At 54.4% G+C, this 25,399-nt stretch carries 25 protein-coding genes; 14 read left to right on the top strand and 11 right to left on the bottom strand.

The genetic code is table 11. The features are described from left to right. Positions 1–119: 119 nt before the first annotated feature. Both BM352_RS03125 and BM352_RS03120 read left to right on the top strand, forming a co-directional pair. Entirely contained in the window at positions 120–1,016 is an 897-nt protein-coding gene (locus BM352_RS03125) for an alpha/beta hydrolase (RefSeq protein WP_139229783.1), read from the top strand. Beyond that, positions 1,016–2,260, top strand: a complete 1,245-nt coding sequence (locus tag BM352_RS03120; protein WP_090212391.1) for an MFS transporter — start codon at positions 1,016–1,018, stop codon at positions 2,258–2,260. Before BM352_RS03125 ends, BM352_RS03120 begins: the two co-directional genes overlap by 1 nt. Here BM352_RS03120 and BM352_RS03115 read toward each other — a convergent pair. From BM352_RS03115 to BM352_RS03105, 3 genes are read right to left on the bottom strand one after another with little or no spacing between them, the layout of a single operon-like run. Then, positions 2,222–2,815 carry a Smr/MutS family protein gene (locus tag BM352_RS03115; RefSeq protein WP_090212388.1) on the bottom strand — a complete coding sequence of 198 codons (594 nt, stop codon included), beginning with the start codon at positions 2,813–2,815 and terminating at the stop codon, positions 2,222–2,224. The two genes, BM352_RS03120 and BM352_RS03115, sit on opposite strands and share 39 nt — an antisense overlap. Positions 2,816–2,819: 4 nt before the next feature. Beyond that, on the bottom strand, positions 2,820–3,809 hold the full coding sequence (gene mltA / locus BM352_RS03110; protein WP_245780898.1) for a murein transglycosylase A: 990 nt from the start codon (positions 3,807–3,809) through the stop codon (positions 2,820–2,822). A 44-nt stretch (positions 3,810–3,853) separates the two neighbouring features. Continuing rightward, positions 3,854–4,510, bottom strand: a complete 657-nt coding sequence (locus BM352_RS03105) for a Tim44/TimA family putative adaptor protein (protein WP_090212383.1) — start codon at positions 4,508–4,510, stop codon at positions 3,854–3,856. A 118-nt stretch (positions 4,511–4,628) separates the two neighbouring features. On the opposite strand from BM352_RS03105, the gene BM352_RS03100 reads away from it, so the two are divergent. Further along, complete coding sequence (locus BM352_RS03100; RefSeq protein ID WP_090212382.1) at positions 4,629–5,117, top strand: FxsA family protein; 489 nt, start codon at positions 4,629–4,631, stop codon at positions 5,115–5,117. A 69-nt stretch (positions 5,118–5,186) separates the two neighbouring features. Beyond that, positions 5,187–5,687, top strand: coding sequence for a protein-export chaperone SecB (gene secB / locus BM352_RS03095; RefSeq protein ID WP_090212380.1), 501 nt, complete (start codon positions 5,187–5,189; stop codon positions 5,685–5,687). Here the strand turns inward: secB and dnaQ are convergent. From dnaQ to BM352_RS03075, 4 genes are read right to left on the bottom strand one after another with little or no spacing between them, the layout of a single operon-like run. Further along, entirely contained in the window at positions 5,684–6,376 is a 693-nt protein-coding gene (gene dnaQ, locus BM352_RS03090; protein WP_090212378.1) for a DNA polymerase III subunit epsilon, read from the bottom strand. The genes secB and dnaQ overlap by 4 nt on opposite strands. Beyond that, positions 6,369–6,968 (bottom strand): dephospho-CoA kinase, encoded by a 600-nt coding sequence (gene coaE / locus BM352_RS03085; RefSeq protein ID WP_090212376.1) that lies wholly within the window; start codon positions 6,966–6,968, stop codon positions 6,369–6,371. Before coaE ends, dnaQ begins: the two co-directional genes overlap by 8 nt. Then, positions 6,965–7,798 (bottom strand): shikimate dehydrogenase, encoded by an 834-nt coding sequence (locus tag BM352_RS03080; RefSeq protein ID WP_090212374.1) that lies wholly within the window; start codon positions 7,796–7,798, stop codon positions 6,965–6,967. Before BM352_RS03080 ends, coaE begins: the two co-directional genes overlap by 4 nt. Further along, a complete protein-coding gene (locus tag BM352_RS03075) occupies positions 7,795–8,394 on the bottom strand; it encodes a Maf family protein (protein ID WP_090212370.1) in 600 nt (199 codons plus the stop codon). The genes BM352_RS03080 and BM352_RS03075 overlap by 4 nt, the downstream gene beginning before the upstream one ends. A gap of 394 nt (positions 8,395–8,788) precedes the next feature. Between BM352_RS03075 and hemJ the strand changes: the two genes are divergently transcribed. The 7 genes from hemJ (at position 8,789) to BM352_RS03040 (ending at position 16,142) form a co-directional block, all read left to right on the top strand. Continuing rightward, positions 8,789–9,241, top strand: coding sequence for a protoporphyrinogen oxidase HemJ (hemJ, locus tag BM352_RS03070; RefSeq protein ID WP_090212367.1), 453 nt, complete (start codon positions 8,789–8,791; stop codon positions 9,239–9,241). A 125-nt stretch (positions 9,242–9,366) separates the two neighbouring features. After that, positions 9,367–10,638, top strand: a complete 1,272-nt coding sequence (gene rho, locus BM352_RS03065) for a transcription termination factor Rho (protein WP_090212364.1) — start codon at positions 9,367–9,369, stop codon at positions 10,636–10,638. Positions 10,639–10,669: 31 nt separating this feature from the next. Then, on the top strand, positions 10,670–11,950 hold the full coding sequence (mnmE, locus tag BM352_RS03060; protein ID WP_090212361.1) for a tRNA uridine-5-carboxymethylaminomethyl(34) synthesis GTPase MnmE: 1,281 nt from the start codon (positions 10,670–10,672) through the stop codon (positions 11,948–11,950). Positions 11,951–11,952: 2 nt separating this feature from the next. Further along, positions 11,953–13,827 carry a tRNA uridine-5-carboxymethylaminomethyl(34) synthesis enzyme MnmG gene (mnmG, locus tag BM352_RS03055; RefSeq protein ID WP_090212358.1) on the top strand — a complete coding sequence of 625 codons (1,875 nt, stop codon included), beginning with the start codon at positions 11,953–11,955 and terminating at the stop codon, positions 13,825–13,827. Between the two features lies 1 nt (position 13,828). Continuing rightward, positions 13,829–14,455 (top strand): 16S rRNA (guanine(527)-N(7))-methyltransferase RsmG, encoded by a 627-nt coding sequence (rsmG, locus tag BM352_RS03050; protein ID WP_090212357.1) that lies wholly within the window; start codon positions 13,829–13,831, stop codon positions 14,453–14,455. After that, the gene (locus BM352_RS03045) at positions 14,456–15,256 is read left to right on the top strand and encodes a ParA family protein (RefSeq protein WP_090212354.1); all 801 of its coding nucleotides are present in this window, start codon (positions 14,456–14,458) and stop codon (positions 15,254–15,256) included. It begins immediately after the preceding gene. Next, a complete protein-coding gene (locus BM352_RS03040; protein ID WP_090212352.1) occupies positions 15,246–16,142 on the top strand; it encodes a ParB/RepB/Spo0J family partition protein in 897 nt (298 codons plus the stop codon). Before BM352_RS03045 ends, BM352_RS03040 begins: the two co-directional genes overlap by 11 nt. Positions 16,143–16,145: 3 nt before the next feature. On the opposite strand, the gene hemW is transcribed toward BM352_RS03040, so the two are convergent. The 3 genes from hemW to rph are packed head-to-tail and all read right to left on the bottom strand — an operon-like array spanning position 16,146 to position 18,621. Continuing rightward, positions 16,146–17,306 (bottom strand): radical SAM family heme chaperone HemW, encoded by a 1,161-nt coding sequence (gene hemW, locus BM352_RS03035; RefSeq protein ID WP_090212350.1) that lies wholly within the window; start codon positions 17,304–17,306, stop codon positions 16,146–16,148. Continuing rightward, positions 17,296–17,904 carry an RdgB/HAM1 family non-canonical purine NTP pyrophosphatase gene (rdgB, locus tag BM352_RS03030; protein WP_090212347.1) on the bottom strand — a complete coding sequence of 203 codons (609 nt, stop codon included), beginning with the start codon at positions 17,902–17,904 and terminating at the stop codon, positions 17,296–17,298. Before rdgB ends, hemW begins: the two co-directional genes overlap by 11 nt. Positions 17,905–17,907: 3 nt before the next feature. Continuing rightward, positions 17,908–18,621, bottom strand: coding sequence for a ribonuclease PH (gene rph / locus BM352_RS03025; RefSeq protein ID WP_090212343.1), 714 nt, complete (start codon positions 18,619–18,621; stop codon positions 17,908–17,910). A 133-nt stretch (positions 18,622–18,754) separates the two neighbouring features. Here rph and hrcA point away from each other — a divergent pair, with 133 nt between their 5' ends. Together hrcA and BM352_RS03015 are read left to right on the top strand one after the other, a co-directional pair. After that, complete coding sequence (hrcA, locus tag BM352_RS03020) at positions 18,755–19,789, top strand: heat-inducible transcriptional repressor HrcA (RefSeq protein WP_217643027.1); 1,035 nt, start codon at positions 18,755–18,757, stop codon at positions 19,787–19,789. Between the two features lie 8 nt (positions 19,790–19,797). Beyond that, the gene (locus BM352_RS03015; RefSeq protein ID WP_090212339.1) at positions 19,798–20,349 is read left to right on the top strand and encodes a nucleotide exchange factor GrpE; all 552 of its coding nucleotides are present in this window, start codon (positions 19,798–19,800) and stop codon (positions 20,347–20,349) included. Here BM352_RS03015 and mutS read toward each other — a convergent pair. Next, positions 20,335–22,953, bottom strand: coding sequence for a DNA mismatch repair protein MutS (mutS, locus tag BM352_RS03010; RefSeq protein WP_090219802.1), 2,619 nt, complete (start codon positions 22,951–22,953; stop codon positions 20,335–20,337). The genes BM352_RS03015 and mutS overlap by 15 nt on opposite strands. Positions 22,954–23,115: 162 nt before the next feature. Here mutS and BM352_RS03005 point away from each other — a divergent pair, with 162 nt between their 5' ends. Next, complete coding sequence (locus BM352_RS03005) at positions 23,116–25,374, top strand: NADP-dependent malic enzyme (protein ID WP_090212336.1); 2,259 nt, start codon at positions 23,116–23,118, stop codon at positions 25,372–25,374. Positions 25,375–25,399 lie beyond the last annotated feature (25 nt).

Below are 25,399 nucleotides of genomic sequence, written 5' to 3'. Positions count from 1 at the left end.
TTCCGTTGGGGTTGGAGCCTGCAACGGAGCGACCGATCTTTTTTGCGACGACCCGCCAAACTGACCGACTTCCATTCGGAACCCTTCGATCGCACACTTCGATCTACGGCCAAGTAAATGTGTCCATCCCCCCAGTTCATAAGGCTGGAAAAATAGAGTGGCCAAACGCGAAGCCAGACCCGCAGAAACACTTCCTGTTAGCTGGCACCGAAGCCTACAAGAATGGCACGCAGATGCGTGCAAACTTGGACAAGTTGCTCGCTACGAAGAAGCCCGAGAACCGCGATGTCATTATTTACGTTCACGGTTTCAATAACCGGTTTAGTGATGGTCTCTACCGCATTGCGCAAATGAGCCATGACCTTAATCTTCCCGGCGTTGCAGTCACCTATTCGTGGCCATCTGCGGGAAACCCGCTCAATTACGCTTATGATCGCGACAGCGCTCTCTTCGCTCGGGATGGGCTTCGCCGCCTGATCGACGAGGTGTCAAAATCAAATGCCCGTGGCATAATTCTTGTGGCGCACTCTCTTGGCTCAATGGTCACAATGGAGACCCTGCGTGAACTCCGTGTGTCGGGAAATACCAGGGCGATGAACAGGATAAGCGGCGTCGTGCTGATGTCGCCAGACCTTGATCTCGACGTCTTTAAAACGCAGGCGGATGCAATTGGAGAACTGCCCGATCCATTCATTATCTTCTCGTCGAAGAAAGACCGCGCGCTGCGCTTGATCGAACAGCTCACCGGCCAGAAGAACAGGTTGGGGCGACTTGAGGACGTTGGCGAGATTGCCAAATACGACATCACCTATATCGACGTCACCGCGTATAGCGAGGGTGGGACCAATCACTTCCCAACCGCAAAGTCCCCAGCGCTTCTGAAAATCCTTGGACAGATTCCAGATCTGGAGCGAGCCTTGTCGGGTGACGGCGGGCGCACCGGGCTTTTGCCGGGAACCGTTTTGACGGTGCAGAACGCCACGACATTGATCTTGTCACCGGTGGCGAGCAGGTAGTGGATACGCTTCGGTTTATCCGCAGCAATCTAAACTGGCTCGGCGCGGGCTTACTGCTCACGTTCGCGTCTTCCTTTGGTCAAACCTTTTTCCTGTCGATCTTTGCCGGAGAAATTCGCGCCGAGTTTGGGCTGACTCATGCCGCGTGGGGCGGCATTTATATGCTGGGAACGCTATGTTCCGCTCTTGTGATGATTTGGGCAGGCGTCCTCACGGATTTGCTTCGCGTTCGTGTCCTTGGGACCGCTGTATTGCTTGTGCTGGCTTTGGCTTGCGTGTCGATGGCGTTCGTGTCGTCCCTTCCTATGCTGGTGGCGCTGATTTTTGTGTTGCGGCTGATGGGGCAAGGCATGTCGACACATGTTGCCAGCACCGCAATGGCGCGCTGGTTCGTCGCCGCACGTGGCCGCGCCTTGGCTGTGGCGAGCTTTGGGTTCTCTATTGGCGAAGCGATACTGCCCATCGTGTTTGTCGCTTTGATGGGACTGATCGGCTGGCGTAGTTCTTGGCTCGTCGCGGCTGGTGTATTAGTCATCGTTTCCCCCGCCATCTACGCATTGCTCAAACAAGAACGCACGCCAAATTCCTCAACTGCAGAGAACCACATGGCAGGAATGGGCGGACGCCATTGGACAAGGATAGAGGTATTCAGATCACCCCTGTTTTGGATGGTGATGCCAGTTCTGATCGGGCCACCCGCATTCGGTACGGCATTCTTTTTCCTTCAAGTTCATCTGGCAGAGACCAAGGGCTGGAGCCATATCGAACTAGTTCAACTCTTCCCTGTCTACACAGGAATGGCAGTAATCTCGATGATCCTGTCTGGCTTCGCGATAGATCAGTTTGGCACGCGTCGAATGATGGCCGTCTATACGCTGCCACTGGCGTTGGGGTTCGTGATCTTCTCGCAAAGCACAACGCTGACGGGTGGCGCACTCGGCATCGCATTTTTCGCGATGACGTCAGGAATGCAAGCCACGCTGCCCGCAGCGTTCTGGGCAGAGTTCTTTGGGACGCGCCACTTGGGCAGCATAAAAGCAATGGCCACCGCGATCATGGTGCTAGGGTCAGCAGTTGGGCCTGGGCTCACTGGGCTGATCATTGATTTGGGCGTGGACTATGCGCGCCAGATGGCTTGGGTCTCTGCATATCTGGTTCTGGCCACTCTCGTAGCCAGTCTTGGATTGCGACGGGCTGGCCATGCCTTACCGCGTGCGGCGCAGATAAACGTAATACGCCCCTGAGCCACCGTGTTTCTGGCTTGCTTGGGTCACTTGGAGAATGTGCGGCTTGAGCGGTTGCTGTTGGAACCACTGCGGAACCTGATGGCGTAGAACGCCCAACCGTGTGGGGATCGGTCCGCCGTCATCGCGGCTTTTGCCTTTGCCCGTGATCACCAGAACCAGTCGCTTGCCCTGAGCGTGGGCATCCAGAATAAAGCGGTTCAGCCTTGGATGAGCCTGCTCCAACGTCATACCGTGGAGATCAATTCGGGCCTCTGGGCTAAGCTTGCCTTGTTTGAGGCGGGTGAACGCCTTCTTATCCATGGCTACCGGTGCCTTGGCGAAATGTTGATCTAGGCTTGGCGACAGATGGTGCTTTGGTGATTTCGGCGCAGCTTGCTCGCCCAGTTTGAACGATCTGATCGAACGTGGCGAAACAGGGTCTGGGACGGGTTTACCTTTTGACGCTGGCTTGGCCTTAGCCTTCGCACGCAAAGTCATTGGAATCGCTGTTTCGGCAACACGCGCCCAAAGCTCTTGCTCTTCGGCATTCAGGTTTCGTTTGCGGCGCGTCATCCTCTTACCCGTTGGGCGCTAGGGTGTAGGCCGTTTGGATCGGCATCAAGGCCACAAGGCGTCCCCGATCGCGAATACGCCCCGCAGCACGCCCCGCCTGATCGCCAGTGCCATAATAAACATCGGCCCTTTGTGCCCCTTTGATCGCGGAGCCAGTGTCTTGCGCAATCATCAATCGCTTTAACGGCGTCGCACCGCCTTTTTCGATCCAGACTGGTCCACCCAAAGTATTGAATGACGGATCAACCGCGATTGAGCGCATGGGCGTGATTGAGCGGTTCATCGCGCCAAGCGGACCTTTGTGGGACGGAACTTCGGAGACTTCGCGGAAGAACACATAGGATGGATTGTGCCGCAGCAGTTCCGGCCCGTCGACAGGGTTACGCTTCACCCATTGCTGAATGACTTGGGCCGACACTTGGTGTGGCTCGTATATGCCACGACGGATCAGCTCTTTCCCGATGGATCGGTATTCATGCCCGTTCTTTCCGCCATAGCCGACACGCATCGCGCCGCCTTCGGCCAATTTAACGCGGCCCGACCCCTGCACTTGCAGGAAGAACTTGTCGACGGGATCGTCGATCCAGACCAATTCCAGACCACGCCCTTCAAGAAGGTTCTGTTCTTCGATCTCACGGCGGGAATACCACGTGCTACCATTCGCAACTTCTGGCGGCTTGCTGTGCAGCGGGTATTGGTAAGGCCCGCCCCGCGTCCTAGAGCCTCGCAACTCCGGCTCGAAATAACCTGTGAACAGGGCTTGCTCTTCTCCGTTGATCAGAACGGGACGGAAGAACAGTTCAAAGAATGTTCGGGCAGACGGCTGACTTGTCGCCAAAGCACATAGGGTGGCCCATTCAGCGTCCTTGATGTCGGCGCAGGTTTCGAGAAAAACCTCAAGCGCGGCCGCGTGATCATCTTCGGCCCAGCCATCCAAATCTTCGAACTTGAGAATCTCATAGGTCGGCGCGGCCTCTACAGGGTCAGGGGTCATAGCCGCCCCCAACGCAATAAATGCTGCTGCCCACCGGACATGCCTCATTCCCCAGTTGCGACCAGTTGCCAGTTGGGATCTTCGCTGCCCATTATGCGTGAGAAGGTCCAAATGTCTTTCACGCGTTTGATCGTATTTGGATCGCCTTCGACGATATCGCCAGCGGCATCGCGCACTACGGAGGTAAGCTCCCCAACGAACTTGACCTTTAGCTCGCCTTCTTTGGTGTCTTTGTCGAATTCTGCATCAAGCAAGGTCAACTCACGCACGCCGACAAAGTTGGCCTGAACAAGTAGGCCTTCTTTTTGTCTCTGCTCGATCACCTGCTCAAATGCTTCCAGAACATCGCCAGACAAGAAAGGCGCGATTTCGTCGATCTCGCCCAGTTCGAAGGCCATCAGGATCATTTCGTAGGCGCCGCGTGCGCCGCCCAGAAAATCGCTGACGCCAAAACTTGGATCGACGCGCTTCATTTCAGCCAGCGCTTTGGCGGCTGAACTGTCTTCGTCGACATGATCCGTGATGTCGCGATCCGCACCGCCATCGATCACTTCAAACTTCTGCCGCGCTTTCTGGGCGGGGTCGTTCGCCGAAGGAACCGGCAGCGGCGGCTTTTCGAAACCCTCGCGGGTGCCGAGCACTGATTTCAGCTTAAGAATGAGGAAGACGGCGATACCCGCCAGTACAAGAAGTTCAATCATATCGTGCTCATCAACGCCTCTGTGTGCCGGAAAGTTGGCAAATTGGAACTCAGCCTCTTATGTAGGTGTTAGGGGGACACAAGTCCACCTGACCCGCGTCTAGGAACAGGCTTTTGCCATGTGGCTATTTTTACTCTTCGTTTCGATCCCAATTGTGGAGATCGCTCTATTCATTCAAGTCGGTGGCTTTCTGGGTCTTTGGCCGACTTTGGGTATCGTCGTCCTGACAGCGATCTTGGGGACATTTCTGGTGCGCGCGCAAGGGCTCATGGCCATGTCGCAAATCCGTTCCAACCTTCAGGAGTTTCAGGATCCGACTGAATCGCTGGCGCATGGTGCGATGATCCTTGCGTCCGGTCTTTTGCTGCTCACACCTGGGTTTTTCACTGATGGCGTTGGCTTTGCTCTTTTGATCCCCCCCGTGCGTTTGGCGTTGTTCCGCTGGCTGCGTAGCAAAGTCAAAGTCCAAAGCTTTGTGCAAACCGACTATCGCCGCGAGGCGCGTCCTGCTGACAATGACGTGATAGATGGCGAATTCTCAGATCTGGACGAGGGCGATGCGCCGCGCCCGACACATAACCAACCTTCAGGTTGGACGCGGCATTGAGTTGAGGCGGACGAACCGACCTGCTAAGCACATCCCAGCTTAATTTCTCGCTTTAAGGAGACGCCCCCGATGGCCGAAGAAAACGGCGCGGCCCCAGCCGCCCCTACACCACCCCGCATGCAAGTTCTGGCCCAGTTCATCAAGGACATGTCCTTTGAGAACATCGCCGCCCAAAAGGGTCTTGGCGAAGGTGATCAGACACCCGACATTCAGGTTCAAGTTAACCTGGACGCTAAGAAGCGCGGTGGTGACAACCAGTATGAAGTTTCCACAAAGCTGGAAGTGACTGCAAAAACCACAGGTGAAGGTAAGCCGATCTTCCTTATGGAACTTGAGTACACTGGCATCTTTCAGGTTGAGAATGTCCCTGAAGAACAGCTGCACCCTTATCTTATGATCGAGTGCCCGCGCATGTTGTTCCCATTCTTGCGCCGCATTGTGTCCGATGTGACCCGCGATGGTGGCTTCCCGCCGCTGAACTTGGAAACGATCGATTTCCTTGCGCTTTATCGCAATGAGCTGGCGCGTCGCGCACAGGCCGAAGCGGCAGCAAAAACCGCAGACGCTTAGGCCTGCGATTTCCACAAAGCGGCGTCGCCCAGCTTTTCCACAAAAGCATGATGGGCGGCGCGTTCTGCCTCGGTGATCCGAGGCGGGAGCGGTTCAGGCCGCGACATTGGACGCCACGCATCTTGAGCAGATTCCATACCCGATGTGCCTCTGGATTCTGATAGTATCAGTCCCGGCTGACGGCCCCCAATCAGTTCAAGATACACTTCCGCGAGAATTTCACTGTCGAGCAGCGCTCCGTGCTTCTCACGGGCTGAGTTGTCCACGCCGAAACGGCGGCACAACGCATCAAGGGTCGCCGGCGATCCGGGAAACTTCTTGCGCGCGATGGCGAGCGTATCCAACGCTTGGTCATTCGGCAGCAGTGGAAAGCCGGCCCAACCCAGTTCCGCATTCAAAAACTTCATGTCGAACGCGGCGTTATGTATCACCAGCTTCGCATCGCCGACGAAATCTAGAAATGCCTGCCCAATCTTTTTGAACACCGGCTTATCGCGGAGAAATTCGTCACCGAGGCCGTGAACCTCAAACGCACCCTGCGGCATAGAGCGTTCGGGATTGATGTATTGGTGGTAGGTTTTGCCGGTGGGCATATGGTTGAACAGCTCGACTGCGCCGATCTCTACGATGCGGTCGCCCTCACCCGGCTCGAAGCCAGTGGTTTCTGTATCCAGTACGATTTCACGCATGTCGGCCCCTCAACTCTTCAACCAAAGATGTCACGTCAGCCTTGGTGTCTTCAAGGGCAAGTGTTTCAATCACAAAATCTGCTTGGGCGCGTTTCTCTGTATCAGGCACTTGTTTTACTAGGATGGCTTCGAACATCTCCGGCGTCATCGTTCCACGCTCTATCACGCGAGCATGCTGCACAGCAGCTGGTGCCGTTACGACCAAGACCAGATCAACCTGTTCTTGTGCACCCGTCTCGAAAAGCAGCGGAATATCCAGGACCACAAGGTCGTCATCAGCGTGGTCCGCTAGAAAAGCCTCTCGGCTGGCACGCACGAGGGGATGAACCAATGTCTCGATTTGCGCTAATACATTGGGATCGGCTGCAATGGCCCGCTTCATCGCGGCGCGATTGGCTGTACCTTCGGTAACAAATTCTGGATTTATGGCGCTCAACCCTGCAATGGCGGATCCGTCTTTGGAATATAGTTCTGAAACGGAATGATCAGCGTCCCAGACCGGTACTCCGAGATCGCGGAACATTTGGGCAGTGGTCGACTTGCCCATTCCGATCGAGCCGGTGAGTCCAAGTATAATGCGGTTTTTTGTCATGCCAGAACGGCACGACGCAACTCTGCATCCACCTCTGGTGCACGACCAAACCATCGCTCAAATCCCGGCACGGCTTGATGTAAAAGCATACCAAGTCCGTCCACGGTAAAGCAGCCGCGTTCCTGTGCGCTTGCAAGAAGTGGCGTGATCAGCGGGCTGTATACGATGTCAGAAACCAGTGTTTTTGGCGTGAGTCCATCTAAGTTGAACTTCAGATCTTCTTTGCCCGTCATGCCCAGTGCAGTTGTGTTCACCAGTGTCGTGGCTTCATCAAGGTGATTGGCAGCTTGGGTCCAATCAACGACTTTGATCTTACCGCCGAAATGCGCTTTCAAAGCATCAGCCCGAGCACGTGTTCGATTGGTCAGAATGATCTCTGGGACTTTTTCGTGGAGCAGCGCCGCTACAATCGCACGGGACGCGCCGCCTGCGCCAAGGACCAGAGCCGGACCTGCTTTCGGATCCCATCCTGGCGCTTCCTGTTTCAGGTTTGAGATAAACCCTATCCCGTCCGTGTTATCTGCATGGAGTTTGCCGTCGCTTTGAAACGTCAGGGTATTCGCCGCCCCAATAAGCGCCGCCCTGTCAGAAATGACATCGGCAATATCAAGGACACTTTCCTTATGGGGCAACGTGATGTTCACGCCGCGAAACCCCATTTTCGGAAGGTTGTTGAGGACATGGGGTAAATTCACGCTGGAGACATCCATCGGAATATAATGCCCGTTTATACCGTAGCGCTTGAGCCAATGGCCATGCAAAATCGGGGATTTGCTCTGAACGATCGGTTGGCCGATGACCCCCGCTAAGAGGACAGTCTCATTGGTCATCCGTCAATTGCTCCTGACATGGTAAGATACCCTAACACCTCTAATAGCGGCAGGCCCAGCACTGTGAAATAGTCGCCGTCTACACGGGCGAAAAGTCGCGCGCCTTCGGATTCCAACTGGTATGCGCCAACACAATGGCGAATGTCATCCCAGTTCCGGTCCACGTAACTTTCGATATAGGCAGGCGTCAGCACCCGCATGGTAAGCCTCACCTGACCAAGCGTGCGCCAAACGGGCTTTGCATCCTGATATATCACTGCGGCTGACAGCAGCTTGTGTTGTTTCCCGGACATCTGCATCAGCTGTTTGATTGCCTCTTCTTGCGAGGTTGGCTTTGAAAAGATCATACGTTCAAACTCTAGAACCTGATCACACCCGATCACCAAAGCCTCTGGATGCTTATCCGCGATGCGGCGCGCCTTGAACTCAGCAAGTGTGTCCGCCACATCCCGCGCATTGGCTTCTTCGGCAAGAAGCGAAGCCTTAATGCTTTCTTCATCCACTCGCGCCAGCATAGAGGTGAAGGAAACACCCGCCTGTCGAAGCATTGACTGACGAATTTCGGATCCGGACGCGAGAATGATTGGGCGTTTCATGTGGATAACTCTGAGGGCAAGCTTAGGGATATATATTTGGCATTCGGTGACTTATCCACCGGCTTCGCGCCGAAGTCCGGAGTTACCAACACTGTTCGGATTCTGATCCTACGCTTATACCTTGTGGGCGGTCCAATTCACGGGTGGGGGCAAGTGTTGTGAAGGCAATTCGATACAATATTTATCCACAGATTCTCCCCTTACTAATTTCTATTTAACTCATTGAAATAAATTGATTAATTTAGATGTATAGATAGTCGTGGAGAACTTCCATGACTTGTTTTCCAAATCAGTGGACAAGTATTTGATCCACACTATCCACTGTACCTACTAACAACATCATCTTTTCTTTCTTCTTTATTTATTTAAGAAGGACACTCGAGAGAGAGGCACAATGACGGACCTTCTGGCAGAAATTTACCCTTGGACCAAAAGTCTGCATGTGATGTCTGTCATCGCCTGGATGGCAGGTCTGTTTTACCTTCCTCGTCTGTTTGTTCACCACACAGAGAAAGTTGAAGTTGGGTCTGAGACGGACAAGCTTTTTCAAATGATGGAAATGAAGCTTCTAAAGCTGATCATGGTTCCGGCTATGATTAGCACCTGGGTGTTTGGGCTGTGCTTGGTGTTTACCCCTGGGATCGTCGATTGGTCCGAGGGCTGGCCGTGGGTGAAGGCAGGGGCTGTGATTGGTATGACTTGGTTCCACGAATGGCTCGCAGCGCGTCGCAAGGATTTTGTGGCGGGTACGAACACCAGAAGCGGGAGAACCTACCGACTGATGAACGAGGTCCCGACGGTGTTTATGATAATTATCGTCATTATGGTAATCGCTCGACCGATCTGATGTTGATTGACTCGTTCTTCCATCGTTGTTAGCAGTCCCCCGATAGCGGCCGTCCGGTCGTGATGAATCCCTGACCGAGAAAATTTACGAAGTGGCGGTATGCCACCTGAATTGGGTGATCCCTTATGTCCGATGACAAGCTGAATCTAGCTGACCTCAAGAAAAATAGCCCTGCCGAGCTGGTTGCTATGGCTGAGGAGCTGGAAATCGAGAACGCTTCCACAATGCGGAAAGGGGACATCATGTTCTCGATCCTCAAGGAACAGGCGGAAGAAGGCTGGGAGATTTCCGGCGATGGGGTTCTGGAGGTTTTGCAAGACGGGTTCGGCTTTTTGCGCTCTCCCGAAGCAAACTACCTACCGGGTCCGGATGATATTTACGTGTCCCCAGAGATGATACGCAAACACTCTTTGCGGACGGGCGATACGGTCGAAGGCGTGATGTGTGCGCCAAACGAGAACGAACGCTATTTTGCCATTACATCGGTTACGTTGATCAACTTTGAGGACCCGGAGAAAGCACGCCATAAAGTGTCTTTCGACAACCTGACGCCGCTCTATCCTGATGAGCGCCTCACTATGGAACTCAAGGACCCAACCGTCAAAGACCGCTCTGCTCGGATTATCGATTTGGTAGCGCCGATTGGTAAGGGCCAACGGTCTTTGATCGTCGCGCCGCCGCGGACAGGTAAAACCGTTCTTCTACAGAACATCGCCAAGTCGATCGAACAGAACCACCCTGAGTGCTATCTGATTGTTCTGCTGATTGATGAACGGCCTGAAGAAGTTACAGACATGCAGCGTTCGGTGAAGGGAGAGGTTGTAAGCTCTACCTTTGACGAGCCAGCGACCCGCCACGTCGGCGTGTCCGAAATGGTGATCGAGAAGGCCAAGCGCCTTGTTGAGCATAAGCGCGACGTTGTGATCCTGCTGGACTCGATCACACGACTAGGCCGCGCGTTTAACACCGTGGTGCCATCTTCGGGTAAAGTGCTGACCGGTGGTGTCGATGCCAACGCACTACAGCGTCCTAAACGGTTCTTCGGTGCAGCGCGGAATATCGAAGAGGGTGGCTCGCTAACGATTATTGCTACGGCGCTGATTGATACGGGTTCACGCATGGACGAGGTCATCTTTGAAGAATTCAAAGGGACCGGTAACTCCGAGATCGTTCTGGACCGTAAAGTGGCTGATAAGCGCGTGTTCCCGGCTATGGACATCCTTAAGTCCGGTACGCGGAAAGAGGAACTTCTGGTCGATAAGAACGATCTGCAGAAAACCTTTGTGCTGCGCCGTATCCTGAACCCGATGGGGACAACGGATGCGATTGAGTTCCTGATCGGGAAACTCAAACAGACTAAGTCAAACGCTGACTTCTTCGAGTCGATGAACACCTAATTTCTGTTTAAAAACAGTAAGGTAACGGAATATGGACACGATATTCGCCCTCGCGACAGCGCGGGGCAAAGCTGGTGTTTCTATTATTCGGCTTTCGGGCTCTAGATCCTTTGAGGCGGCGTCCGCTCTGGTTGGCCGAACGATTCCGTCAAGAAAACCAGTTCTAGCCGACATCCGCGACAGCGATGGAGAACTGATCGACCAAGCGCTTGTTCTTGGGTTCTCGGAAGGGGCAAGCTTCACTGGCGAAGACGTTATCGAGTTTCAGGTTCATGGAAGCCCCTCTATCGTTTCAACGGTGTTGAAGCTTCTCGGGGATATGGACGGACTCAGGTTGGCGGAGCCTGGCGAGTTCACCCGACGGGCCTTGGAGAACGGATGCCTCGATTTGGCTCAGGTCGAAGGCCTCGCGGACCTTATCGATGCAGAGACCGAAGCGCAGAGGCGTCAAGCTGTGCGCGTCTTTAGTGGTGCCTTGGGGTCCAAGGCAGAAGCGTGGCGCAAGGACCTTATCAGGGCAGCCGCCTTGCTGGAGGCAACGATCGATTTCGCTGACGAAGAAGTGCCAGTTGATGTGTCGCCTGAAGTCCGCGCGTTAACCTCAACAGTTTGTGGCGAGCTGGATGCTATGGCAAAGGGCGTGGGCGTGGCAGAGCGTATCCGAGACGGGTTCGAAATCGCTATCGTTGGCCCACCTAACATTGGAAAAAGTACGCTTCTGAATAGTTTGGCAGGCCGTGAGGCCGCGATTACATCCTCGGTGGCAGGCACAACGCGCGATATCATCGAGGTCAGGATGGACCTTCGCGGTCTGCCCGTTACATTTCTTGACACGGCTGGGCTTAGAGAAACCGACGATGAGGTCGAGGCGATTGGAATCGAACGTGCGTTAAAACGGGCAGAGACTGCTGATCTACGGGTATTCCTTGTCAGCGGTGATGCCGAAGCGCTGCAACTTGCCGCGCAGCCAGAAGATATTGTTGTTTGTGGAAAGTCTGATCAATCAGGATCTGGCGTGTCAGGTTTGACCGGAGAGGGCGTTCCGGAGCTATTGGAGCGTGCTTTTACGATCTTGGAGGCTCGGGCAGCTGGTGCAGGGCTGGCTATTCGTGAGCGACACAGGGTGGCGCTGATCAAGGCATCTGATGCGTTGGCTGCATGTGATGTTGAGATGGCCTTTGGTATGGAGCGTTCTGAGATCGCTGCAGAAGAGCTACGGACGGCTGTCAGGGCTTTGGAAAGTATGATAGGACGCGTAGATGTCGAATCCGTCTTGGATGAGATCTTCGCAAGTTTCTGTTTGGGTAAATAGGAGTGTTTCACGTGAAACATTCATCTTTCGATGTCATTGTGGTTGGCGGTGGGCACGCTGGCACCGAGGCCGCACATGCTGCGGCCCGCACGGGCGCGCGCACAGCGCTTATCACGCAAAAGGCAGAGACTATTGGTGTTATGTCCTGTAACCCTGCAATAGGTGGGCTTGGTAAAGGGCACTTGGTTCGCGAGATTGACGCGCTTGATGGTATCATGGGGCGGGCGGCGGATGCGGCCGGCATCCAGTTCCGACTGCTCAACCGTCGAAAAGGCCCCGCGGTTCAAGGGCCACGCGCGCAAGCAGATCGGGAGCTCTACCGGGCTGCAATTCAGACTTTGATTGCCCAACAAGACAACCTCACCGTGATTGAGGCGGAGGTTTCCGACCTTTTGATGAAGGGCGGGACCGTTTCCGGCGTTGTTCTAGCGGACGGAGCAGAGATTCCTGCGTCAGGCGTGGTGCTTACAACGGGCACATTCCTGCGTGGAGTTATCCATATTGGCGATGTATCGCGGCCAGGAGGCCGCGTGGGTGACGCCGCAGTTGTGAAGCTGGCCGAGCGAGTTGACAGTTTTGACCTTGAGATGGGGCGACTCAAGACTGGAACGCCACCTCGACTAGCATCAGACACGATCGATTGGTCCATTCTCGAAATGCAGCCTGGCGACGACGAGCCGGAGCTATTCTCTTTCCTGTCGACCTCTGTCATTGCGAAGCAGATTTCTTGCGGCATCACACACACAAATGAGCGCACACATGAGCTAATCCGCGACAATTTGAGCCGATCTGCAATGTATGGTGGGCATATTGAAGGGATAGGGCCGAGATATTGCCCTTCTATCGAAGACAAAGTCGTTCGCTTTGCGGATAAGGCTTCCCATCAGGTGTTTTTGGAGCCTGAAGGCCTGACCACTAACTCTGTGTATCCAAATGGAATTTCGACGTCTTTGCCCATCGAGGTTCAGGAGCAATATGTTCAGTCCATCCGTGGGCTAGAGTCGGCGCAGATTCTTCAGGCTGGTTATGCAATCGAGTATGACTACGTCGATCCACGCGCTTTGACTCGTACTTTGGAGCTCAGAAGTGTGCCAGGGCTGTTCCTTGCGGGCCAGATCAATGGCACCACAGGTTATGAGGAGGCGGGCGCTCAGGGTTTGATTGCGGGCGTAAACGCCGCCAAGCGCGCAATCTCTGGCGACGCATTCATTCTACCGCGGTCCGAAGCCTATATTGGTGTAATGATCGACGACCTGATCACGAGAGGCGTTCAGGAGCCTTACCGAATGTTTACCTCGCGCGCAGAATACAGGATGTCTTTGCGTGCTGACAACGCGGATCAACGGCTTACTCAGAGAGGCGTCGACGCGGGTTGCGTCGGCAAAGCCCGCTTTGAGCGCTATATCGCGAAGAAAGAGCGGCTGGACTCGCTTCGTTCAGACATGGAAGCGCTGCGCGTGTCTCCGCAAGAGGCGGAGCAGTTCGGGCTACGGGTCAACAAAGACGGCCGACGCCGGTCCGCGTTTGAACTTTTGAGCTTCCCAGATGTGACTATAGAGGCGATAGCGCCCTTGGTCCCAACGCTTGATAGCTATGACGCTTCTATTGTAACGCAGATTTCCCGCGATGCGCTTTATGCCAGCTATATTGAGCGCCAGAACAAGGATGCAGAGGCGCTCCAACGGGATGAAGCCGTTGTTATTCCTATGGAATTTGATTTTGAAGCACTGAGCGGTCTGTCGAATGAGCTGAAGATAAAGCTTCAGCGCGCTCGGCCTGAAACGCTTGCACAAGCGGCGAAGGTCGATGGGGTTACGCCTGCGGCGCTCACCTTGATCTTGGGCCGGCTTAAGGCAATGAAGGCGCGTGCGAGCTAGTATGTCCGATAAAGACCAGTTCGCGTCGCTTTATGATGTTTCACGTGAAACAATTGATCGGCTTCAGGTCTACGAAGATCTGTTGAAGAAATGGACAATCAGGATCAACTTGGTTGCAAAGTCCACACTGGGCGATGTTTGGTCTCGTCATTTTTCTGATTCAGCCCAAGTTTTCGAAGCTATCCCTAAAGATGCCCGAATACTCTGCGATTTTGGGTCGGGCGGAGGATTCCCCGGGCTTGTGATCGCCGCAATGGCATCTGAAAAGTTACCAGAACTCCACATTTCTTTGATCGAGTCAGATGCACGAAAAGCGTCATTTCTTATGACAGCAGCGCGCGAGATGGGTCTTCGAGCGACCATCCACGTAGACCGGGTTGAGTCAGTGGCGAACCAAAAGGCGGATGTTGTAACGGCCCGCGCGCTTGCACCGCTCAACTCGCTTTTTCTGATGGCAGAGCAGCATTTGAAAGAAGGCGGCACAGCTTTGTTCCTAAAGGGGGAAAAGCACCAAGAGGAGCTAGACACCGCATCGGCGATGTGGGACTTCAAGGTCGAAAAGCAGCCAAGCGCGACCAACGATGCGTCTGCGTTGCTGGTAATAACTAATTTGAGGCGAGCGAAGTAGATGGCGAAAACGTCACCGCGGATCATTTCTGTTGCTAATCAGAAGGGCGGCGTGGGAAAAACCACGACGACGATCAACCTCGGCGCGTCTCTTGCAGCTAAAGGATTGCGCGTAGCGATTATCGACCTTGATCCACAGGGTAACGCTTCAACTGGGTTGGGAATCGAACACACTGATCGAAAGAAAACCACTTATGATTTGCTACTTAATGAGTTGCCCCTAAGCGAAGTTCTTCGTGAAACCGCTGTGCCCGGGCTTTTGATTTCACCTGCAAACGCAGATTTAAGCTCGGCAGATTTAGAAATGGTGTCCACGGCGCGCCGAATTTTCTTGATGAGCGATGCGTTGAATGCCTCAGAAACCTCAGCCTTGAACTTGGACTACATTCTCATCGATTGCCCCCCGTCTTTGAACTTGCTGACGCTGAATGCAATGGTGGCTTCTGATTCTGTACTGGTTCCACTGCAAGCAGAATTCTTTGCTCTGGAGGGCTTGTCACAACTGATGCTGTCAGTGAGAGAGATCCGCGAAACAGCGAATTCTAAACTTCGATTGGAAGGTGTTGTGCTTACTATGTATGATAGGCGCAACAACTTGTGCCATCAGGTGGAGCTGGACGTGCGGGAGAACCTTCGAGATCTTGTCTTTAAAACGATGATTCCGCGGAATGTTCGCTTGAGCGAAGCACCGTCATATGGCTTGCCAGTCATCAACTATGACCCCACGTCGCTTGGCGCGGTGGCCTACAAGTCGCTCGCAACAGAAATGCGGTCCCGACACAGTCTACAGGATGGAGCTTAACATGGCAGAAAAACGAGGACTCGGGCGCGGCCTTTCGGCGTTGATGGCCGATATTGATGTGAGCAGCAGTCCCAAGACTGAAGGTGCGACTACCGCAGGTGAGCGTCTGGTCCCAATCGAACGGATTGAGCCAAATCCAGACCAACCTCGACGCGATTTCGTTTTGGCTGACCTTGAAGAACTAGCTGAGTCCATTCGTGCAAAAGGCATCATTCAGCCGCTAATCGTGCGCCCTCACCCCAAAGACTCAGGTCGATATGAGATCGTAGCGGGTGAGCGGCGTTGGCGTGCGGCCCAGATGGCGCAAGTCCATGAAGTACCAGTTGTCGTTCGTCAGCTCGATGATACAGAAGTGCTTGAAATAGCAATCATTGAGAACATTCAGCGAGCGGATCTTAATCCGGTTGAAGAGGCTACAGGCTATCGCCAGCTGCAAGACAAGTTCGGCCATACGCAAGAACAGCTCGCCGCGGCGCTGGGCAAAAGCCGTAGCCATATTGCGAACTTGATGCGGCTTCTGAGCTTGCCTGACGACGTTGTTCAGATGCTACGTCAGGGCGATCTTTCAAGCGGTCACGCCAGGGCGCTGATTACAACTGATAACCCGAGCGAGCTTGCGCGCAAGGTTGTTAAAGATGGCCTTTCGGTTCGAGAAACAGAGCGTCTGGCGAAATCCGGCATTGAAAAGAAAAAACCTTCCCAGAAGCAAAAAGCCCGGCCTGAAAAGGATGCTGACACGAAAGCCCTGGAAGGCGATCTGTCCGCTACGCTAAAGATGCCGGTCAGTATCGATCATACGGAGGGCACAGAGGCAGGGCGCATCACGGTTAGCTATAGAGATTTTGAGCAACTAGACGAGATATGTCGCCTTCTGGCCGGGAACTAGCCATCAGGCGACGAGCTGACCAAGAATAGAATTCAACAGGATCTTAGATTTTGGCGGAACGGCGATGCTAGTTTGGTCGCAGATAAGGTGACCAGAAACCTCTAACTCTTTGATTTTTATATTTGAAATGACATTTCGATCTAACTCGTAGAGGCGGTTCAAGTCGCAACCCTCTGCCAGTCGAAGCGACATCAGTAAGTACTCAAGCGCCTGTTCTTCCATGCTCAAGAATGCAGTCGCGCATTCGCCGTTTCCTTTGGTCTCAACGGCTCTCATCCATGCTGACGGACCCAAGTGAGTTTCGGTAGCCAACCTCCCTGTACTAACGTCAAAGCGGCCGTGGGCGCCGGGCCCGACACCAACATAGTCGCCGCCGCGCCAGTAGACCAAATTATGACGCGACTCTTCTCCGGTTTTGGCATGGTTAGACACTTCGTACGCGTGAAAGCCGCGGTCTTCGGTCAAGTTCTGCGTGATCTCGTAGAGGTCCGCTGCTAAGTCGTCGGATGGCAACCCTCGCAATCCACCGCGGTTAAAGCGATCTCCAAAAGCAGTCCCGTCCTCAATTGTGAGCTGATAAAGTGAGAGATGATCGACAGCCATGGATAGGGCTCGGGTAAGCTCGACCTCCCACGATCTGGCGGTTTGGTTCTGTCTGGCGTAGATCAGATCAAAACTGACGCGCTCAAAGATCGATCGCGCCACGTTGAACGCCTTCTCAGCCTCTGTGACGCTATGTAGGCGGCCCAATAGTTTAAGATCTTCATCATTCAGCGCCTGAATTCCCATGGAAATTCGATTGACGCCAGCTTGGGCAAACCCCCGGAAGCGCTCTGCCTCGACAGAGGTAGGATTGGCCTCAAGTGTGATCTCGAGATCGTTGGCGCATCGCCAATTTGCGCGAATTCTATCGATTATCGTAGCAACGGTATCTGGTAGCATGAGACTAGGCGTGCCGCCGCCGAAGAAAATAGTGCTAACGATTCTATCCGGCGTCAGAGAAAACAAGCGGTCGAGCTCTGATAGATAGGCTCTAACCCAGGCGTTTTGGTCCACATTCTTCGACACGTGGCTGTTGAAATCGCAGTAGGGGCACTTGGCTTGGCAAAAGGGCCAATGCACATAGACACCGAAGCCCGCGCGTTGCCAGTTGTCAGGACTCAAAGGCTTCTACCAGCTTTGCGAAGGCATTGGCGCGGTGGCTAATCTTGTTCTTCTCCCACCGATCCATTTCGCCAAATGTGATGTCATAGCCGTTGGGTTGAAAAATTGGGTCATAGCCGTGGCCCTGATCGCCCCGCATGGGCCAAGTCACTTGACCTTCCATCGTCCCAGCGAAGACCTCATCGTGACCATCCGGCCAAGCCAGCACCAAAGTAGCGCAAAATCGTGCAATCCAAGGCGCGGAGGCACAGGTTTTCAGGATCGCATCATGCGTCCGGGTCATCGCGAGAACGAAATCCCTGCCTTCAGGCGTTTCTGCCCAGTCGGCCGTGTAAACTCCGGGCGCGCCATCTAGGCAATCGATCTCAATGCCACTGTCATCGGAAAGGGCGGGAAGGCCTGTCGCCTTGGCGGCGGCGTGGGCTTTGATCCGAGCATTTCCAACGAAAGTAGCCTCAGTCTCCTCGGGCTCGGGCAGGTTATGCTCCGCCGCCGAGGTGACAGTTATACCAAAAGGCTCTAACAAGGCGGATATTTCTTCCAGCTTGCCTTTGTTGTGCGTAGCTACCAGCAGCGTATCGCCAGTAAACTTACGCATGCGTCAGCCCCCTACCGCGGCTTTTTGCGCGGCTGTTAGCTCGGCTATGCCCTTTTCGGCCAAATCCATAAGCTGATTCAATTCGGTACGGCTGAAAGTAGCCCCTTCAGCGGAGCCTTGAACCTCAATCAGACCAAGTTTGCCAGTCATGACGAAGTTCGCATCGGTGCCAGCGTCGCTATCCTCGGGATAGTCCAGATCCAGAACAGGTTGTCCGGCGTAGATGCCACAGCTAATCGCGGCAACGTGGTCCGTTAAAGGATCGATTGTGATGTCGCCAGCCTTCATCAGTGCGTTGACCGCCAAACGAAGCGCGACCCATCCACCGGTGATTGAAGCACAGCGCGTGCCACCGTCTGCTTGGATCACATCGCAATCGATGACAATTTGACGTTCGCCCATGGCAACGCGATCAACGCCAGCGCGCAAGGAGCGTCCGATTAGGCGCTGAATCTCTTGTGTCCTGCCGGATTGGCCGCGTTTTGCCTCGCGATTCATGCGCGTATGTGTAGCGCGAGGAAGCATGCCGTATTCTGCAGTAACCCAGCCTAGCCCGGAATTCCGAAGGAACGGTGGGACACGCTCATCAATGGAGGCGGTGCAAAGCACGTGTGTGTCGCCGCATTTGATCAAGCAAGACCCTTCCGCATGGCGGGTCACATTGGTCTCGATGGTGATGGAACGCATTTCGTCGAGCTGACGGCCGGAAGGTCGCATGACAATTCTCCTATTGGAACGCGTCCAGATACCCTTGTGATACGCTTGGTTGCAAGCCACATTGAAGATTGCCACCTATAAGGGGTGTCGGAAGAGAAGTAGCAGAATGAACCGAGAAGATCTCATGTCTCAGATGAACGACCGCAGCCGCGAGGTTTTTCGGCGGATTGTGGAGTCCTATCTCGCTACGGGGGAGCCTGTGGGTTCGCGCACATTGACCCGAACCCTTAGCGAAAGCGTGAGCGCGGCGACAATTCGAAACGTCATGCAGGATTTGGAGTTTTTAGGGTTGCTCGACAGCCCCCACGTGTCCGCAGGCCGTATTCCGACGCAAGCTGGACTGCGCATGTTTGTCGACGGACTTTTGGAAATGGACGAGGTCACCAACCACGACCGCGAAAAGCTCGATGCAAGTCTTGGGAGCAATGATCGCGACGTCGGCGTTATGCTTGATCGGATCGGCTCTGCGCTATCGGGACTAACACAAGGTGCCAGTCTAGTTTTAGCGCCGAAGCACGAAGCGCCAATCAAACATATCGAATTTGTCAGCCTCGCGTTGGATCGCGCCTTGGTCGTGCTGGTCTTTGCCGACGGCCATGTCGAGAATAGGGTTTTCGTTCCACCCCTCGGGCAAACACCATCCTCAATGCGGGAGGCGGCCAACTTTTTGAACGCAATCGCTGTTGGCGCAACGATTTCGGAATTGCGCGGAAAAATCGCCCGAGAAATCAAGTCTCGCCGGCAAGAACTAGATGTGCTGGCGCAGGATCTTGTGAAGACGGGCTTGGCTGTCTGGGAGAACGAAGGGGAGCATTCAGAACGACTAATTGTGCGTGGGCGCGCGAATCTAATCGAGGATTCCGATGATGGGGATGCACTGGATCGCGTTAAGGCTCTTTTTGATGACCTGGAACGTAAGCGGGATATCGCAGAATTCCTTGAACTGACCGATGCGGGCGAAGGTGTGCGCATTTTTATTGGGTCAGAGAACAAACTCTTCTCACTTTCGGGTTCCTCTTTGGTTGTGTCTCCCTATATGAACTCTGATCGAAAGATCATCGGCGCTGTGGGTGTCATTGGCCCAACACGACTCAACTACGGGCGCATTGTGCCCATCGTGAATTATACGGCGCAGATGGTTGGTAAACTGATTTCGGACGGCGGGTAGAGGTACAAATGTCTGACGCGAACAAAGAAGATGATTTTCAAACGGATCACTTGGAGGCCATGGCCGACGAGACCATAGACATTATGGAAGAGTCCGATGAGATGCAGGCGCTTGTCGAAGAGCGCGATATGCTGAAAGACAGGCTTCTGCGCGCGCTTGCGGACATCGAGAATACCCGTAAGCGGGGCGAGCGGGATCGCCGAGAGGCAGAAAACTATGGCGGCTCAAAGCTCGCCAAAGATATGTTGCCCGTCTACGATAATTTGCGCCGTGCGCTTGACGCGGCCGATGACGCCCAACGCGAAGCCGCTAAGGCTGTTTTTGAAGGCGTGGAGCTGACATTGCGCGAATTGATTCACGTCTTCGGCAAGCATAAAATCGAGCCTGTTATCCCTGAAGTTGGCGACCGCTTCGATCCACAGGTGCACCAAGCCATGTTCGAAGCACCTTTGCCAAACACAAAAGCAGGCGACATCATTCAGGTGATGTCCGAGGGCTTCATCCTTCACGACCGCCTGCTGCGCCCTGCGCAAGTTGGCGTTTCGTCAACTCCCGCTTAAGTCCTTAAGCTCGTATAAAAGTTGCAAAGCCTCGCGCGGCGTTAATTCGTCGGGCGAGGTTTCTTTTAGTCTTTCCTCGACGACGGACGATTTGGTTGACTGAACGGGCGTCGGGGCAATTGAAAACAGAGGCAGATCGTCAATCAATGCCTTCTGGCGCGCGCCACCCTCTCGCTCGCCACGTTCCAGTTGATCCAGAACTACCTTTGCGCGGCTGATGACCGATGGCGGAAGGCCGGCCAGCTTCGCAACTTGCACGCCATAAGATCGGTCTGCAGCGCCGCGTTTGACCTCATGCAGGAATATTACATCCCCGTCCCACTCTTTCACGGCAACAGTCGCGTTTTCTACCCCTGGCAGCTTACCGGCAAGTGCAGTCAGTTCATGGTAGTGAGTTGCAAATAATGCACGGCACGTATTGGCGGCGTGGAGATGCTCGAGCGTTGCCCAAGCGATAGAGAGTCCGTCGTAAGTTGCGGTTCCGCGCCCAATCTCGTCAAGAATTACCAGCGCTCTATCGTCGGCTTGGTTCAGAATCGCTGCGGTCTCTACCATTTCGACCATAAATGTCGACCTGCCCCTCGCTAGATCGTCGGACGCACCGACCCTGCTGAACAGCTGTGAGACAAGTCCGATATGAGCGGCTTCCGCGGGTATATAAGACCCTATTTGCGCCAAAAGTGCGATTATTGCGTTTTGCCTAAGGAATGTGGATTTACCGGCCATGTTTGGGCCAGTGAGCAGCCAAATGCTGGCTGCACCGGGGTCGGCTGACAAGTCGCAGGAGTTGGCCACGAAGGGCGACGCGCCTTGATCCTTCAGCGCCTTTTCGACAACTGGATGGCGGCCTCCTGCGATCTGAAAGGCGCGGGTGCTGTCAATTTTGGGGCGAGTCCAGTCTTCCGAGGTCGCGAGATCGGCCAAAGACGCATAAACATCCAGTTGCGCCAAAGCGGCGGCGGCCGCGAACAGGTCCGCACTTACAGCAAGCACATCATTGCAAATGGTTTGGAAGATCTGGAGTTCGATCTCAGTCGCGCGGCCGCCGGCGTTCAAAATCTTGGTCTCAAGCTCCGAAAGCTCCAGAGTCGTAAACCGAATAGCATTCGCAGTGGTTTGTCGGTGGATGAACCGCTCTGATAGCGGAGGCTTGAGCATCTTTTCGGCATGTGCTGCCGTTGTCTCGATGAAATAGCCAAGAACGTTATTGTGTTTGATCTTTAGGGTGGTGACGCCAGTGTCTCGGGAATACTCAGCCTGATACTCCGCAATGACCTTTCGTCCGTCGTCACGCAGTTTGCGCATCTCGTCGAGCTCTTCGTTGAATCCAACTGCTACAAAACCCCCGTCGCGCGCGAGCAAAGGCGGTTCTGCAACAAGTGTTTCGTCAAGCATCTGAAGCGCTGCTTCATGACCAACGAGATCTTTGGCACATGCCTGTATCGCGTCAGGAAGGTTTTCGATATCTAGTATTTTTCGCAATGTTAGACACTGAATAAGCCCCGTTCGTAAGGCAACTAGATCTCTGGGCCCGCCGCGGCTCATTGCAATGCGGGACAAGGCCCGATCCATATCGGGCACACGGCGCAGTGCTTCTCGCAACTTGTTCCGCATGATCGGAGTGGCGACGAAGCATTCAACGGAATCGAGTCTGGATTGCAGCTCGTCAAGATCAGTTGAGGGGCTTGCAAGTCTGCGATCCAGTAATCGCGCGCCCCCTGCAGTCAAAGTACGGTCGATCGTATCAAGCAAAGAGCCTTTGCGTGTACCGTTAAGTGTTAGGGACAACTCCAAGTTACGGCGGGTCGCAGAGTCGATTTGCATCAGGCGGCTAGAGGCTTCTCGGATCGGTGGCCGCAGAAGCGGGAGCTTTCCTTTTTGGGTAATATCCAAATAGTCGACCAACGCCCCCAGGGCTGCGATCTCGGCTCGCGTGAAGGTCCCAAATGCATCAAGTGAGCCGACTGAATAGAGACTAACAAGGCGCCTTTCGGCCGCTTTGCTGTCAAAACTCCCTTTGCTTAGTGGCGTAAGCGCCGATCCGGTTTCCTCGACAATTTCAGCAAGATCGTCAAAGGCCACATCAGACACTAGGACTTCGCTAGGGGCTAAGCGGGCAAGCTCCGGCGAAAGCCGCATCCTTGAGCAAGGTCCGGCCCGCATTTCGCCAGTTGAGATATCCACCCACGCAATTGCGCCATCGCCGCGAATTTCGGAATAGGCGGCGAGAAAATTGTGGCGGCGAGGTTCAAGAAGGCTGTCTTCGGTCAAGGTTCCTGGCGTTACCAGTCGAACGACATCTCGTTTCACGACGGATTTGGAGCCACGCTTTTTCGCTTCGGCGGGGCTTTCCAACTGTTCGCCAACAGCTACGCGGAATCCTTTGCGAATGAGGGTCAGCAAGTAATTTTCGGCTGCATGAACCGGCACGCCGCACATCGGAATGTCATTTCCAAGGTGTTTCCCGCGTTTGGTTAACGCAATATCCAACGCCTCGGACGCCGCAACGGCATCGTCAAAGAACAGCTCGTAGAAGTCACCCATGCGATAGAACAGCAATGCGTCCGGATACTGAGCTTTGATCTCAAGAAACTGCGCCATCATTGGCGTCACTGATGCATTGGCGACGTTCACTTCTCACCCCCCCGGTGTGTTGACGCGATTCTACTGGGGAGTACGGGGCGGCGAAACCCCGAATCCCGATGGATGTTGTCGTAGTGTCTCAAGCTGGCTATCAATGGCGACGCCCAAAGAGAAAGAACGTCTATGTCCAAGAAGAACCGTGTCACTGATGAAGAGGCTCTATCCTATCATTTGGAACCAACACCCGGAAAACTGGAAATCATTGCGTCGACACCAATGGCCACGCAGCGAGATCTTAGCCTAGCCTATTCCCCAGGTGTCGCGGTGCCTGTTGAAGCGATCGCAGCAAATCCAGAGACTGCCTATGACTACACGACCAAAGGCAACATGGTCGCTGTAATCTCCAACGGCACAGCCATTCTAGGACTTGGAAATTTAGGGGCCTTGGCGTCAAAGCCAGTGATGGAAGGCAAGTCGGTTCTGTTCAAACGGTTCGCTGACGTGAACTCGATAGATCTGGAGTTGGACACCGAAGATCCCGACGAGTTCATCAATGCCGTGCGCCTGATGGGCCCTAGCTTCGGCGGAATTAATCTTGAGGACATCAAAGCGCCCGAATGCTTCATCATCGAGCAACGGCTTCGTGAAGAAATGGACATCCCCGTTTTTCACGATGACCAGCACGGAACGGCTGTCATTTGCGCTGCTGGGCTGCTGAACGCGTTGCATCTAACGGGCAAGAAAATCGAGAACTGCAAGATTGTTTTGAACGGTGCCGGTGCGGCTGGGATCGCATGTATTGAGCTGATCAAAGCGATGGGCGCCAAGCACGACAACTGCATCGTGTGTGACACCAAGGGTGTGATTTACCAAGGCCGCACCGAAGGAATGAACCAGTGGAAATCAGCCCACGCGGCAAAAACCACCGACCGCACGTTAGAGGAGGCAATGGCTGGCGCAGATGTGTTCCTTGGCGTCTCCGCAAAGGGTGCCGTGACGCAGGACATGGTGAAATCCATGGCTGACAATCCTGTCATCTTCGCGATGGCGAACCCCGATCCTGAGATCACGCCCGAAGATGCCCATGAAGTCCGTCCTGACGCTATCGTTGCGACGGGGCGTTCGGATTACCCAAACCAAGTGAATAATGTGTTGTGCTTCCCCTATCTGTTTCGGGGAGCGCTGGATATCCGCGCGCGCACCATTAATGACGCGATGAAGATTGCCTGCGCCGAAGCCTTGGCAAAGCTCGCCCGCGAAGACGTGCCCGACGAAGTCGCCGTCGCTTATGGCCAGAAGCTGACCTTCGGCCGCGATTACATTATTCCAACACCGTTCGATCCACGGCTGATTTACACGATCCCGCCCGCGGTGGCATTGGCTGGAATGGACACGGCTGTGTCTCGCAAGCCAATCGTAGACTTTGACGCATATACCGTCGCACTTCGATCGCGGATGGACCCAACGGCGTCGATGCTCGAAGGGTTGCACAACCGCGCCCGAACCAAGAACGCACGGATGATCTTTGCGGAAGGCGACGACATTCGTGTGTTGCGCGCAGCTGTCGCCTATCAGCGCTCGGGTCTGGGTCAGGCCTTGGTTGTTGGGCGGGAAGATGACGTGAAAGAAAAACTCGCGGCTGCGGGATTGGAAGATGCTTTCCGCGAACTTAGCATCGTGAATGCGCGCAATACGGAACATTTGGATACCTATCGCTCGTTTCTCTACAGTCGCCTTCAGCGGAAAGGGTATGACGCTCAGGATGTTCACCGCCTTGCATCGCGGGACCGACACGTGTTTTCCGCTTTGATGTTAGCGCACGGGCATGGCGACGGTCTGATCACAGGTGCTACTCGCAAATCCGCGCATGTGCTGGAGCTTCTGAACCACGCGCTCGATGTGTCGCCAAGCGACGGAGCTGTTGGTGTTACGGCGCTGCTTCGCAACGGGCGCATCGTTTTGATTGCTGATACGTTGGTTCATGAATGGCCGGACGAGAACACGCTGGCGGATATCGCTGAACGAGGCGCTGCAACAGCGCGCTCGCTTGGGCTGGAGCCGCGCGTCGCATTTGTCAGCTTCTCGACCTTCGGATATCCCGTTAGTGAACGGGCAGAGAAAATGCACATCGCGCCGAAAGTGCTCGATCAGCGCGGGGTTGATTTCGAGTATGATGGAGAAATGACAGTAGATGTGGCGATGAACCTAGATGTCATGGCCAGCTACCCATTCTGCCGTCTCAGCGGACCGGCCAATGTCTTGGTTGTCCCTGCGCGCCACTCTTCCTCAATCTCAGTGAAGCTGATGCAGGAAATGGGCGGTGCGACTGTGATCGGGCCAATTCTGAGCGGGGTGGATCATCCGGTACAGATCTGTTCCACGACGTCGACCTCCAATGACATCCTGAACATGGCCGTCATGGCAGCGTGCAACGTCGGATAAAAAAAGAAGCGCCCGAGTTGGGCGC

It is taken from the genome of Litoreibacter janthinus (assembly GCF_900111945.1).
In the GTDB taxonomy this organism is placed as follows: domain Bacteria; phylum Pseudomonadota; class Alphaproteobacteria; order Rhodobacterales; family Rhodobacteraceae; genus Litoreibacter; species Litoreibacter janthinus.
The sequence above is the reverse complement of the archived record's forward strand: the minus strand, read 5'-3'. Positions and strand labels throughout refer to the sequence as shown.